The following is a 13,578-nucleotide window of genomic DNA, read 5'->3' on the forward strand; positions in this document are numbered from 1 at the left end:
ATTATGGAAAGTCGTTTACTTGAAATCATTGCCTGCCCGGTTTGTAACGGCAAGCTCTACTATAACCAGGAAAAGCAAGAGCTTATCTGCAAGCCTGATGGCCTGGCCTTCCCGCTGCGTGACGGTATTCCGGTTCTGCTGGAAAGTGAAGCCCGTACGCTGACTTCAGACGAGACCAATCCATGAGTTTTGTCGCCATTATTCCAGCCCGATATGCGTCTACGCGTCTGCCGGGCAAGCCTTTAAAAGAGATTAACGGCAAAGCAATGGTTCTGCATGTGCTGGATCGTGCACGTGAATCCGGCGCTGAACGTATCATCGTCGCGACCGATCACCCGGAAGTTGCGCGCGTCGTTGAAGCTGCGGGTGGAGAAGTTTGCCTGACCAGCCCCGATCATCAGTCCGGTACCGAACGCCTGGCGGAAGTGATTGAGAAATGTGGTTTCAGTGACGACACGGTAATCGTGAACGTACAGGGCGATGAGCCAATGATCCCACCGGTGATTATTCAGCAGGTTGCTAACAACGTTGCGAACAGTAAAGCCGGCATGGCGACCCTCGCAGTTCCCATTGAATCTGCGGAAGAAGCGTTTAATCCGAATGCGGTAAAAGTGGTTATGGATGCGCAGGGCTATGCGCTCTATTTCTCTCGCGCCACTATTCCGTGGGATCGTGAGCGTTTTGCCACTTCACGTGAAGAGATTGGCGATACCTTCCTACGCCATATCGGCATCTATGGCTATCGTGCTGGCTTCATCCGCCGCTACGTCAGCTGGGCACCGAGCCAGCTCGAGCAAATCGAAATGCTTGAGCAGCTTCGCGTCTTGTGGAACGGCGAAAAAATTCACGTTGCCGTGGCGAAAGCCATCCCAAGTATCGGTGTGGACACCCCGGAAGATCTTGAACGCGTCCGTCTCGCAATGCGTTAATTCACCTGCAGCGTGAAGAATAAAACCGGCTAACCAGGCCGGTTTTTCTTTTTCTGAAACCCAATTGATCTGGAGTGGTGACAACTTCGCCTGGTGCGCTCATTATTAAATCAACAGTATTACCAGGGGAAATCGGTATGGAATTGCTGCGTAAGGAGCTAAGTCACCTGCTGGGTGAGAAATTAAGCCGTATTGAGTGCATCAGCGAACATGCGGAAACGGCGCTTTGGTCGCTCTATGACAGCGGCGGTCATGCGATGCCGCTGCTTGCAAAAAGCTTTACCTCGCCGGGCCTGGCGACGCAGTTGGCTTGGAAAATGTCGATGCTGGCGCGTTCAGGCACAGTCCGCATGCCGGTGGTCTACGGCGTGCTGACTCATGAAGAACATCCAGGCCCGGACGTTTTGCTAATGGAGCGCCTGCGAGGGGTTCCCGGTGAAGCGCCGACCCGCACCCCAAACCGCTGGGAGCAGCTCAAAGACCAGATTGTTGAGGGGCTGCTGGCCTGGCATCGAGTGGATAGCAGCGGCTGTGTGGGGAACGTCGACAGCACTCAGGAAAATATCTGGCCGCATTGGTACCGGCAGCGGGTTGAAGTGCTCTGGACTACGCTCAACCAGTACCAGAACACCGGGTTAACAATGCAGGACAAACGCATTTTGTTCCGCACTCGCGAATGTTTGCCGCGTATGTTTGAAGACTTCAGCGATAACTGCGTGCTTATCCACGGCAATTTTTCCCTTCGCAGTATGCTAAAGGATTCCCGAAGCGATCAATTGCTGGCAATGGTTAACCCCGGGGTTATGCTTTGGGCACCGCGAGAATATGAGCTGTTTCGTCTGGCTGAGCCCGGCCAGGCCGAAAGTCTACTTTGGCATTATTTACAGCGTGCTCCGGTCGCCGAATCTTTCCTCTGGCGGCGCTGGCTATATGTGCTGTGGGATGAGATTGCGCAGTTGCTGCAAACCGGCCGCTTGAACAGGCCGGTTTTTGACAATGCCTCTAAGTCATTGCTGCCCTGGCTCTCCTGAAGGACCCTTCAGCCACTGCCACAGGCGCCCGAGGGTTTCATAGCCCACGCGCTCGCTGTGCATCAGCCACACCGGGTCGGGGATAGCCTTTTCCCACGGGTTTAGCGGAGAGGTTATCGCCAACTGATTAGCCGGGGCGGGAAGAGGATTCAGCCCGGCCCGGGTAAAGAAGATCATCGCCCGTGGCAGGTGTGAAGCTGACGTCACCAGAATAAACGGCTGCTGGCCTATCAGCTTCGCGACGGCATGTGCCTCCTCTTCTGTGTCTTTTGGCGAGTCCAGCGTAATGATGTCGTCTCTGGCAACGCCGAGGCTTTCCGCAACCCTGGCGCCCGCTTCCGCGGTACTGACGGAGTTTGTCATTGCTCTGGCTCCGGTAAAGATAAGTTTTGCCCCCGGATTGAGCTGTTTCAGACGAATCGCTTCGGCGAGCCGAGGTAAACTGTTATCGATCAGATTTGAGCTGGGGGCCCAGTCCGGGTTCCAGGTATAACCGCCCCCCAGCACAACGATGTAGCGAGCGTTGTCGCCGTGCTGACGAGTGGCGTAAGTGTCCTCGATAGGCTTTAGCATCCAGTCCGCGACGGGCTGCAGGCTAATCAGAAAAAGCACCAGCCAACTGGCCGTGAGTAACCCTTTGGCTGTTTTTTGCCAGCGGGTAAACCACAGCAGTGCCAGAGCCACGCCCATGGTTAACAGCAGGAATGGTAGGGGAAGCAGCAGACCACCAATGATTTTTTTCAGTATAAAAAGCATGAAATTCGGATCCTTTTTAACCATCCAGCAGGTAAACCCCCGTGATATTACACCAGATGGGTTCATTCTCGCCCCGCCTGTGCCAAAATAGCGGTTTTGTCAGATGACCTCTTTTGCCACGGAGCTGTACCCATGGGTGACCGCAATTTTGACGATATTGCCGAGAAGTTTTCGCACAATATCTATGGCACAACCAAAGGCCAGTTGCGGCAGGCGATTCTCTGGCAGGATCTGGATGCTTTCCTGGCAACACAGCCCGCAACCCTAAAGGTGTTGGATGCCGGTGGTGGGGAGGGGCAAACGGCTACCCGTTTTGCTGAACGGGGTCACGAAGTCGTGCTTTGTGATGTATCCGCCGAAATGATTGCACGTGCAAAAATGCTCGCTCAGGAGAAAGGTGTGAGCGACAACATGCATTTTGTACAATCTGCCGCTCAGGATATGGCTCAACATTTGGAAAGCCCGGTTGATCTGATATTGTTTCATGCTGTGCTTGAATGGGTCACCGATCCTCAGGCCGTGCTAAAAGCGCTTTGGGATTGTTTGCGTCCCGGCGGCACTTTGTCGCTAATGTTCTACAATGCAAACGGCCTGCTGATGCGAAACATGTTTGTCGGAAACTTCGAATATGTACTGCAGGGGATGAAAAAAAATAAGCGCAAAACCCTTTCGCCCGACAATCCGCTGCAGCCAGAACAGGTTTACCACTGGCTGGAGCAAATTGGCTGGCAAATTACCGGTAAAACCGGCGTGCGGGTGTTTCACGATTACCTGCGAGATAAACACAAACAACGAGATGGTTTTGACGATTTGCTGACGCTGGAGACGCGTTATTGTCGGCAGGAGCCGTTTATCAGTCTCGGCCGCTATATTCACGTAACCGCGTTTAAGCCGCAGAGCCAAGGATAAATTATGAGTGATTTTTCCCAGACAGTGCCTGAACTGGTTGCCTGGGCCAGGAAAAATGATTTTTCGATCTCGCTACCTACGGAGCGCCTGACGTTTTTGCTGGCCGTGGCCACCTTAAACGGCGAGCGTCTTGATGGCGAGCTGAGCGAGGGAGAGCTGATTGATGCTTTTCGTCACGTCAGCGATGGTTTTGAGCAAACGAGCGAAACCATCAACGTGCGCGCTAACAACGCCATCAATGATATGGTTCGTCAGCGTTTGCTAAATCGCTTTGTAAGTGAGCTAACCGAAGGCAATGCCATTTATCGCCTGACGCCTCTGGGGATTGGCATCACTGACTACTACATTCGCCAGCGTGAGTTTTCCACGCTGCGTCTGTCTATGCAGCTTTCTATTGTTGCGGGCGAACTTAAGCGCGCAGCTGATGCGGCCGATGAAGGTGGCGATGAGTTCCACTGGCATCGCAATGTTTATGCGCCGCTGAAGTATTCCGTGGCGGAGATTTTCGACAGTATCGATCTCACCCAGCGCATCATGGATGAGCAGCAGCAGCAGGTAAAAGATGACATTGCCCAACTGCTGAACAAAGACTGGCGAGCGGCGATTTCAAGCTGTGAGCTGCTGCTGTCAGAGACATCTGGCACGCTACGTGAACTGCAGGATACGCTCGAAGCCGCGGGGGATAAGCTGCAGGCCAACCTGCTGCGCGTTCAGGATTCAACGCTGGGCCGCGACGATCTTCACTTTGTAGACCGCCTGGTGTTCGACCTGCAAAGCAAACTCGATCGCATTATCAGCTGGGGCCAGCAGGCTATTGACCTGTGGATTGGCTACGACCGCCACGTGCATAAATTTATCCGTACCGCTATCGATATGGATAAAAACCGTGTCTTTGCTCAGCGTCTGCGTCAGTCGGTGCAAAGCTACTTCGATGCGCCATGGGCACTGACCTACTCCAGCGCCGATCGCCTGCTGGATATGCGTGACGAAGAGATGGCGCTGCGGGATGAAGAGGTCACCGGTGAGTTGCCAAGTGAGCTCGAGTTTGAAGAATTTAACGAAATTCGCGAACAGCTGGCGGCGCTGATTGAAGCGGCGCTGCAGGTCTACAAAACCCAACAAGCTCCTCTTGATTTGGGCGTTGTGGTACGTGACTACCTCGTGCAATACCCGCGCGCGCGTCACTTCGACGTGGCGCGTATTGTTGTAGACCAGGCGGTACGTCTGGGCGTAGCGGAAGCGGATTTCACAGGATTGCCTGCCAAGTGGCAAACCATTAACGATTACGGAGCCAAGGTACAGGCGCATGTCATCAACAAATATTGAACAAGTGATGCCGGTTAAACTGGCACAGGCGCTGGCCAACCCTCTTTTTCCTGCGCTCGACAGCCAGCTGCGCGCCGGGCGCCATATTGGCCTCGAGGAACTGGACAACCACGCCTTTTTGATGGATTTCCAGGAATATCTGGAAGAGTTTTACGCGCGTTATAACGTTGAGCTGATTCGTGCGCCGGAAGGATTTTTCTATCTGCGTCCACGTTCCACTACGCTAATCCCGCGCTCAGTGCTTTCCGAGCTGGATATGATGGTGGGAAAAATCCTGTGCTACCTCTATCTCAGCCCGGAACGACTGGCCAACGAAGGGATCTTCACCCAGCAGGAACTTTACGACGAGCTGCTAACGCTAGCGGATGAAAACAAGTTGCTGAAGCTGGTGAACAACCGCTCCACCGGGTCCGACCTTGACCGCCAAAAGCTGCAGGAGAAAGTGCGTGCTTCACTGACGCGCCTGCGCCGCCTCGGCATGATCTGGTTTATGGGGCACGACAGCAGCAAATTCCGCATCACAGAATCAGTCTTCCGCTTCGGTGCTGATGTGCGTACCAGCGATGACCCGCGCGAAGCTCAGCTGCGCATGATTCGCGACGGTGAAGCCATGGCGGTCGAAAGCCGCCTGCAGCTCAATGATGAGAGCGATGAATCGCAACCAGGACTGGATAACGCGGAGGATGAACAGGAATGATTGAACGCGGAAAATTTCGCTCGCTGACGCTGGTTAACTGGAACGGTTTCTTCGCACGCACCTTCGATCTCGACGAACTCGTCACTACGCTTTCCGGCGGTAACGGGGCGGGTAAATCCACCACCATGGCGGCTTTCGTCACGGCGCTTATCCCGGATTTAACCCTGCTGCACTTCCGTAATACCACAGAGGCTGGTGCTACCTCAGGCTCTCGCGATAAAGGTCTTCACGGTAAGCTGAAAGCGGGTGTGTGTTACTCCACGCTGGACGTCATCAACTCGCGCCATCAGCGCGTTGTGGTGGGGGTTCGCCTGCAGCAGGTCGCCGGGCGCGACCGTAAAGTCGATATTAAACCGTTTGCTATTCAGGGCTTGCCGACCTCTATTCAGCCGACGCAGTTACTGACTGAAACGCTGAACGAGCGTCAGGCTCGCGTACTCAGCCTGCAGGAACTGAAAGATAAAGTTGAAGCCATTGAAGGCGTACAGTTCAAGCAGTTCAACTCCATCACCGACTACCACTCGTTGATGTTCGATCTGGGTATTGTGGCTCGTCGTCTGCGCAGCGCCGCAGACCGTAGCAAATACTATCGCCTGATTGAAGCCTCGCTGTACGGCGGTATCTCCAGCGCGATTACCCGTTCCCTGCGTGATTACCTGCTGCCTGAAAACGGCGGCGTGCGTAAAGCCTTCCAGGATATGGAAGCAGCGCTGCGTGAAAACCGCATGACGCTGGAAGCGATTCGCGTCACCCAGTCCGACCGTGATTTGTTTAAGCACTTAATCTCGGAAGCGACTGACTACGTGGCGGCGGACTATATGCGTCACGCCAACGAACGCCGTATCCACCTGGATAAAGCGCTGGAATTTCGTCGCGAGCTGCTTATCAGCCGGCAACAACTGGCCGCCGAACAATATAAGCACGTTGATATGGCGCGCGAGCTGGGCGAGCACAGCGGTGCGGAAGGCGATCTGGAAACGGATTACCAGGCCGCAAGCGATCATCTGAACCTGGTGCAAACGGCGATTCGCCAGCAGGAAAAGATCGAGCGCTACGAAGCGGACCTCGACGAGCTGCAAATTCGTCTTGAAGAGCAAAATGAGATCGTTGCTGAAGCGCACGAACAACAGGAAGAAAATGAGGCCCGGGCCGAAGCTGCCGAGCTGGAAGTGGATGAGCTGAAAAGTCAGCTTGCCGATTACCAGCAGGCGCTGGACGTGCAGCAGACCCGCGCGATTCAGTATCAGCAGGCGCTACAGGCGCTGGAGCGCGCTCGAGAGCTTTGCCACCTGCCGGATTTAACCGCAGACAGCGCCGATGAATGGCTGGACACTTTCAAAGCGAAAGAGATCGAGGCAACCGACAAGCTATTGTCGCTCGAGCAGAAAATGAGCGTCGCTCAGGCGGCACATAGCCAGTTCGAACATGCTTACCAGCTGGTGACGGCGATCAGTGGCCCGGTGAGTCGCAGCGAAGCCTGGGACACCGCGCGTGAATTACTGCGCGACAGCAGCAACCAGCGCCATCTGGCCGAACAGGTCCAGCCGCTGCGTATGCGTCTCAACGAGCTGGAACAACGCCTGCGCGAACAGCAGGAAGCTGAGCGTTTGCTCGCTGACTTCTGTAAACGCCAGGGCAAACAGTTCGATCCGGAAGAGCTCGAAGCGCTGCATGAGGAGCTGGAAGAGCGAATCGGCGCGCTGCAGCAAACCGTTTCTGATGCAAGCGAGCAGCGTATGGCGCTGCGTCAGGAGCTGGAACAGATTCAGGCCAGCATCAAAACGCTGAACCTGCGCGCGCCAAGATGGATTGCGGCGCAAACCAGCCTGACTCAGCTGTGCGAGCAGAGCGGGGAGCAGTTCGAAGCCAGCCAGCAGGTGACTGAGTACATGCAGCAACTGCTGGAGCGCGAGCGCGAATCCACCGTTGAGCGTGACGAAGTCGGGGCGCGTAAGCGTGCCGTAGATGACGAAATCGAACGTCTCAGCCAGCCTGGCGGTGCCGAAGACCCGCGCCTCAACGCGCTGGCCGAGCGTTTTGGCGGTGTGCTGCTGTCTGAAATTTATGACGACATCGGCCTTGAAGACGCTCCGTACTTCTCCGCGCTGTACGGCCCGTCCCGCCATGCCATTGTGGTGCCGGATCTTTCTCTGGTGCGTGAGCAGCTGGAGAATCTGGACGATTGCCCTGAAGACCTGTACCTGATTGAAGGGGACCCGTCTTCGTTCGATGACAGCGTCTTCACCGTTGAAGAGATGGGTACGGCAGTGCTCGTCAAAACCGCTGAACGCCAGTGGCGCTATTCACGTTTGCCAGAGCTGCCGCTGTTTGGCCGCGCCGCGCGTGAAAACCGCCTTGAAGCCCTGCATAACGAACGCGAGTCACTGGCCGAGCGCTTCGCGACGCTTTCTTTCGATGTGCAGAAAAACCAGCGCCTGCACCAATCGTTTAGCCGCTTTATCGGCCAGCACCTGGGCGTAGCCTTTGAAGACGATCCTGAGGCGGAAATTCGCCACCTCAATAGTCGTCGCGGCGAGATTGAACGGGCGATCAATAACCACGAAAATGACAATCAACAGCAGCGCCAGCAGTTTGAGCAGGCGAAAGAGGGCGTGGCCCAGCTTAACCGCCTGCTGCCGCGCATTAGCCTGCTGAATGACGAAACGCTGGCCGATCGCTGCGATGAAATCCAGGAGCGCCTGGATGAAGCCGAAGAATCAGCCCGCTTTATTCACCAGCACGGCAACCAGTTGATCAAGCTGGAAGGCGTTGCCAACGTGCTGCAGAGCGACCCTGAACAGTTTGAACAGCTCAAAGACGACTATGCTCATGCGCAGCAAATACAGCGTGATGCCCGTCAGCGCGCGTTTGCGCTGACCGAAGTCGTGCAGCGTCGCGCCCACTTCAGCTATAGCGATTCTGCCGCCATGCTGGACGGCAATAGCGACCTGAATGAGAAACTGCGTCAGCGTCTGGAACAGGCTGAAATAGAGCGGACGCGTTCCCGTGAAGCCCTGCGTCAGCATGCTCAGCAGTTAGGCCAGTACAGCCAGCTGATGGCGTCGCTGAAAAGCTCGTTTGATACCAAGAAAGAGCTGCTGACCGATCTGCATAAAGAGCTGCAGGATATCGGGGTTCGCGCGGATACCGGTGCAGAGGAAAGAGCGCGTGCGCGTCGCGATGAGCTGCATACCGCGCTCAGCAACAACCGCTCGCGCCGTAATCAGCTTGAGAAACAGCTGACTTACTGTGAAGCGGAGATGAACAACCTGACCCGCAAACTGAAGCAGCTGGAGCGTAATTACTTTGAAATGCGCGAACAGGTCGTGACGGCGAAAGCAGGCTGGTGCGCTGTAATGCGTATGGTGAAAGACAACGGCGTCGAGCGTCGTCTACATCGTCGCGAACTGGCTTATCTTTCCGGGGACGATCTGCGCTCCATGTCGGATAAGGCGCTGGGTGCGCTGCGCCTGGCTGTGGCCGACAATGAACATCTGCGCGATGTGCTGCGTCTGTCGGAAGATCCGAAACGCCCTGAACGTAAGATTCAGTTCTTCGTCGCGGTTTATCAGCATCTGCGCGAGCGTATTCGCCAGGACATCATCCGTACTGACGATCCGGTTGAGGCCATCGAGCAGATGGAAATTGAGCTGGGCCGCCTGACAGAAGAGCTGACGTCACGCGAGCAGAAGCTGGCGATCAGCTCCCGCAGCGTGGCGAACATCATTCGCAAGACGATTCAGCGCGAGCAGAACCGTATTCGCATGCTCAACCAGGGCCTGCAAAGCGTCTCCTTCGGTCAGGTGAAGAGCGTTCGTCTGAATGTCAACGTGCGTGAGGCTCACGCGACGCTGTTGAACGTACTTTCCGAGCAGCACGAGCAGCATCAGGATCTGTTTAACAGCAATCGCCTGACCTTCTCAGAAGCACTGGCGAAGCTTTATCAGCGTCTGAACCCGCAAATCGACATGGGTCAGCGCACGCCGCAGACCATCGGCGAAGAGCTGTTGGATTATCGTAACTACCTGGAAATGGAAGTTGAGGTAAACCGTGGTTCGGACGGCTGGTTGCGTGCAGAGAGTGGGGCGCTATCCACCGGGGAAGCTATCGGTACCGGGATGTCTATCCTGGTGATGGTTGTTCAGAGCTGGGAAGATGAATCGCAGCGCCTGCGTGGGAAAGACATTTCCCCTTGTCGCCTGCTGTTCCTTGACGAAGCAGCGCGACTGGATGCCAAGTCCATCGCCACGCTGTTTGAGCTGTGTGAACGCCTGGAAATGCAATTAATTATTGCGGCACCAGAAAACATCAGCCCGGAAAAAGGGACCACCTATAAGCTGGTGCGTAAGGTCTTCCAGAACAGCGAGCACGTTCACGTTGTTGGCCTGCGTGGCTTTGCGGCCCCGGCGCTGCCAGAGCCGCAGCAAGGTTCGGAAACGGCGGACGCCTCGTAAACCACCGAGACGGGATGCGAAATTACCAAGCGGGCTACGGCCCGCTTTTTCTTTGTCGCGAACAGTCTTAATCTTTAATTTTCTTTACATTTTGTCAGGCAAATGGTTTTTACTGTTTATATACTAGTGGTGAATACTTCCCGCCTTTGACGGTGAGCACAGTAAAAAAACAGGGGGCAAGGGATGTTGCTTAGAAAAGTTAAAGATTTTCGATTGTCGGCAGTCGGTTACTGCCTGGCGCTCAGTTTCGCTCCGCTGTTTGTGGCCCAGGCCGACGAGCCTGCCGTCGTTCCCTCCGACAGTTCTGCTTTCCAGACCGATCGGCCCACGGAACTCAATCAGCCTTTGGCACAGTCTACGGCGACGGCCACGATGGCCGGGACTTTGCCAACAAACACCTCCACGATGTCGGCGGCACAAAGCCGGTCGCAGCTTATTGCGGGCCTGCCTGCAGGATACACGCCGGTTTATCTCAACGCCCTGTCGGCCTTCTATGCCGCGCGTGATATGAAGCCGATGTGGGAAAACCGCGATGCGGTTAAAGCCTTTCAGCAACAGCTGGCGGAAGTGGCCATTGCCGGAATACAGCCGCAGTTTAACCAGTGGGTTGAGCTGTTGACCGACCCAGCAGTGACCGGTATGGCGCGCGATGTGGTGCTTTCTGACGCCATGATGGGCTACCTGCAGTTCGTTTCAGGGATCCCGATCGACGGCAATCGCTGGCTTTATAGCAGTACGCCTTACAAGTTAAAAACGCCGCCTTTGTCGGTGATTAACCAGTGGCAGGTGGCCGTTGATCAGGGTTCTCTGGTGAACTTTATCGACAGCCTTGCGCCTCAGCATCCGCAGTACGCCCAGCTGCATCAGTCGCTGATTCATCTGCTGGCTGACACCCGTCCGTGGCCGCAGATGGCTGGCAAAGAGACGTTGAGGCCGGGGCAGTGGAGCAACGACGTGGGGGCGCTGAGAGAAATTCTTGCCCGAACCGGCATGCTCCAGGACAAGTCATCGGGGGTGACCAGCGTGGCTGATGTCACCGTAAGTCCGTCCGCGATTGACGTCGAAGAAGCATCTCCTCAGGCTGGCAAGAAGAAATCTCAGGCTGCAGCCCGCGGCGTTTACAGCCGCGATCTGGTGGATGGCGTTAAACGCTTCCAGCAATGGCAAGGGCTTGGCTCGGATGGCGCGATTGGCCAACTGACGCGCGACTGGCTTAACGTCACGCCTCAGCAGCGTGCGGCGCTTGTTGCATTGAATATTCAGCGTTTACGCCTGCTGCCGGACAAACTTGAGACCGGCATTATGGTGAACATCCCTAACTATTCGCTGGTGTATTACCTTAACGGTAATGAAGCGCTGGCGTCTCGCGTTATCGTTGGGCGGCCGGATCGTAAAACCCCGATGATGAGCAGCGCGCTGAACAATGTCGTGGTTAACCCGCCGTGGAACGTGCCGCCGACGCTGGCGCGCAAAGATATTTTGCCAAAGGTTCGGCAGAATCCGGGTTACCTCGAGCAGCACGGCTATAGCGTGATCCGCGGCTGGAGCAACAATGCCGAGATGATCGATCCGTGGCGCGTAGACTGGTCGACGATCACCGAGAATAATCTGCCGTTCCGCTTCCAGCAGAAGCCCGGCACGCAGAACTCGCTTGGGCGCTATAAGTTTAATATGCCGAGTTCTGACGCCATCTACCTGCACGACACGCCAAATCATAACCTCTTCCAGAAGGATGCAAGGGCGCTGAGTTCAGGTTGTGTGCGCGTCAATAAGGCGTCCGAACTTGCAAATATGCTCCTCCAGGATGCCGGGTGGAATGATTCCCGGATATCCAGCACGTTGCAGGAAGGTAATACCAAATACGTCAATATCCGCCATAACATTCCGGTTAACCTCTACTATTTGACCGCTTTTGTCGGAAAAGATGGCCGCACCGAGTTTCGTACAGATATTTACAATTATGATCTCACCGCGCGATCTGGCGCACAAAACCTCGCAAAAGCCGGGTTATTAATCCGCTAAACGCAACATTTCTAATGAATTAGTGGTCGTAGAAAATGTAAAACTCAGCCGGGCCCTCTACAGGGCCCGCCGTTGCTGGGTTTTATCGTGCCTTGACTCCCCGGATTCGGGCAGTTATGGTGCGATGGCTGTGCGCAAAAGTGCATATTAAACCATCATTTTATTACCTGTAGACCTGGATATCATGGACAAATTTGACGCTAATCGCCGCAAGCTACTGGCTTTGGGGGGCGTGGCTTTCGGTGCCGCTCTCATGCCTTTGCCGTCGTTTGCCACCCTCTCGACACCACGCCCGCGTATTTTGACTCTCAATAACCTGCATACTGGAGAGTCACTGAAAGCTGAGTTTTTTGATGGCAGAGGCTATATTCAGGATGAATTAGCAAGACTTAATCATTTCTTCCGGGACTACCGGGCGAACAAGATTAAATCCATCGATCCTTCTCTGTTCGACCAACTCTATCGCCTGCAGGGGCTTTTGGGGACTAACAAACCGGTCCAGCTGATTTCCGGTTACCGTTCCATTGACACCAACAATGAACTTCGTGCTCACAGCCGCGGTGTGGCGAAAAAAAGCTACCACACCAAAGGCCAGGCGATGGATTTCCACATTGAAGGCGTTTCGTTAAGCAATATTCGCAAAGCAGCATTATCTATGCGGGCAGGTGGTGTAGGATACTACCCCAGCAGCGACTTTGTGCATATTGATACCGGGCCGGTAAGGCACTGGTAAAACAACGGAATCCGGCTTTGTTGTCGGTAATGGAGCAGCATGAACTATCACATTATTCCGGTCACGGCTTTTGCCCAGAACTGTTCTCTTATTTGGTGCGAGGAAACGCAGCAGGCGGCGCTGGTGGATCCCGGCGGTGACGCGGCACGCATTAAGCAAGAGGTGGCGCAGAAAGGCGTGCAGATTAGCCAAATCCTGCTGACGCATGGTCATCTCGATCACGTCGGCGCGGCGGCTGAGCTGGCGGCACATTATGGCGTGCCTGTTGTGGGACCGGAAAAAGAAGATGAGTTCTGGCTGCAGGGACTGCCGCAGCAAAGCCGAATGTTTGGCCTCGACGAGTGTAAGCCTTTGACGCCGGACCGCTGGCTAAATGAAGGGGAATGTGTCTCCGTAGGGAATGTAACTTTACAGGTGTTGCATTGTCCGGGGCATACGCCCGGCCATATCGTTTTCTTCGATGCGGCCTCTCGTTTGCTGGTCTCGGGAGATGTCATCTTTAAAGGCGGAGTGGGGCGCAGTGATTTCCCGCGCGGCGATCACGCGGCGTTGATTAATTCGATCAAACGTAAGCTGTTGCCGCTGGGGGATGATGTGACCTTTATCCCCGGTCATGGTCCAATGTCTACGCTGGGTTACGAGCGCCTGCATAATCCGTTTCTGCAGGACGAGCAGCCGGTCTGGTAAAACGGATTTTCAGTAAAAAAAAGAGCCGCTTATG

11 protein-coding genes are annotated in these 13,578 nt (G+C 55.1%); 10 read left to right on the forward strand and 1 reads right to left on the reverse strand.

The annotated features are described in order from the left end of the window. Positions 1 to 3: 3 nt before the first annotated feature. The 3 genes from ycaR to B9Y90_RS18030 all read left to right on the forward strand — a co-directional run bounded on the left by ycaR (position 4) and on the right by B9Y90_RS18030 (position 1,960). Positions 4 to 186, forward strand: coding sequence for a protein YcaR (gene ycaR / locus B9Y90_RS18020; RefSeq protein ID WP_039291513.1), 183 nt, complete (start codon positions 4 to 6; stop codon positions 184 to 186). Next, on the forward strand, positions 183 to 929 hold the full coding sequence (gene kdsB, locus B9Y90_RS18025) for a 3-deoxy-manno-octulosonate cytidylyltransferase (protein ID WP_085542085.1): 747 nt from the start codon (positions 183 to 185) through the stop codon (positions 927 to 929). The genes ycaR and kdsB overlap by 4 nt, the downstream gene beginning before the upstream one ends. Before the next feature lie 137 nt (positions 930 to 1,066). Then, positions 1,067 to 1,960, forward strand: coding sequence for a YcbJ family phosphotransferase (locus B9Y90_RS18030; RefSeq protein WP_085542086.1), 894 nt, complete (start codon positions 1,067 to 1,069; stop codon positions 1,958 to 1,960). Here the strand turns inward: B9Y90_RS18030 and elyC are convergent. Then, a complete protein-coding gene (elyC, locus tag B9Y90_RS18035; protein ID WP_085542087.1) occupies positions 1,937 to 2,716 on the reverse strand; it encodes an envelope biogenesis factor ElyC in 780 nt (259 codons plus the stop codon). The two genes, B9Y90_RS18030 and elyC, sit on opposite strands and share 24 nt — an antisense overlap. A gap of 132 nt (positions 2,717 to 2,848) precedes the next feature. Here elyC and cmoM point away from each other — a divergent pair, with 132 nt between their 5' ends. The 7 genes from cmoM (at position 2,849) to B9Y90_RS18070 (ending at position 13,544) form a co-directional block, all read left to right on the forward strand. After that, entirely contained in the window at positions 2,849 to 3,625 is a 777-nt protein-coding gene (cmoM, locus tag B9Y90_RS18040) for a tRNA uridine 5-oxyacetic acid(34) methyltransferase CmoM (protein ID WP_039301582.1), read from the forward strand. A gap of 3 nt (positions 3,626 to 3,628) precedes the next feature. Then, on the forward strand, positions 3,629 to 4,951 hold the full coding sequence (gene mukF / locus B9Y90_RS18045) for a chromosome partition protein MukF (RefSeq protein ID WP_039291524.1): 1,323 nt from the start codon (positions 3,629 to 3,631) through the stop codon (positions 4,949 to 4,951). Continuing rightward, a complete protein-coding gene (gene mukE, locus B9Y90_RS18050) occupies positions 4,932 to 5,648 on the forward strand; it encodes a chromosome partition protein MukE (protein WP_085542088.1) in 717 nt (238 codons plus the stop codon). Before mukF ends, mukE begins: the two co-directional genes overlap by 20 nt. Continuing rightward, positions 5,645 to 10,102, forward strand: a complete 4,458-nt coding sequence (gene mukB, locus B9Y90_RS18055) for a chromosome partition protein MukB (protein WP_085542089.1) — start codon at positions 5,645 to 5,647, stop codon at positions 10,100 to 10,102. Before mukE ends, mukB begins: the two co-directional genes overlap by 4 nt. Positions 10,103 to 10,285: 183 nt before the next feature. After that, complete coding sequence (ldtD, locus tag B9Y90_RS18060) at positions 10,286 to 12,124, forward strand: L,D-transpeptidase (RefSeq protein WP_085542090.1); 1,839 nt, start codon at positions 10,286 to 10,288, stop codon at positions 12,122 to 12,124. Positions 12,125 to 12,308: 184 nt separating this feature from the next. Then, positions 12,309 to 12,857: a peptidoglycan L,D-endopeptidase MepK gene (locus B9Y90_RS18065; protein WP_038474005.1), complete on the forward strand. Its 549-nt coding sequence runs from the start codon at positions 12,309 to 12,311 to the stop codon at positions 12,855 to 12,857. Between the two features lie 39 nt (positions 12,858 to 12,896). Next, the gene (locus B9Y90_RS18070) at positions 12,897 to 13,544 is read left to right on the forward strand and encodes an MBL fold metallo-hydrolase (RefSeq protein WP_085542091.1); all 648 of its coding nucleotides are present in this window, start codon (positions 12,897 to 12,899) and stop codon (positions 13,542 to 13,544) included. The last annotated feature ends 34 nt before the right edge of the window (positions 13,545 to 13,578 follow it).

The sequence above is a fragment of the Cedecea sp. NFIX57 genome, assembly GCF_900177785.1.
Lineage (GTDB): Bacteria > Pseudomonadota > Gammaproteobacteria > Enterobacterales > Enterobacteriaceae > Cedecea > Cedecea neteri_C.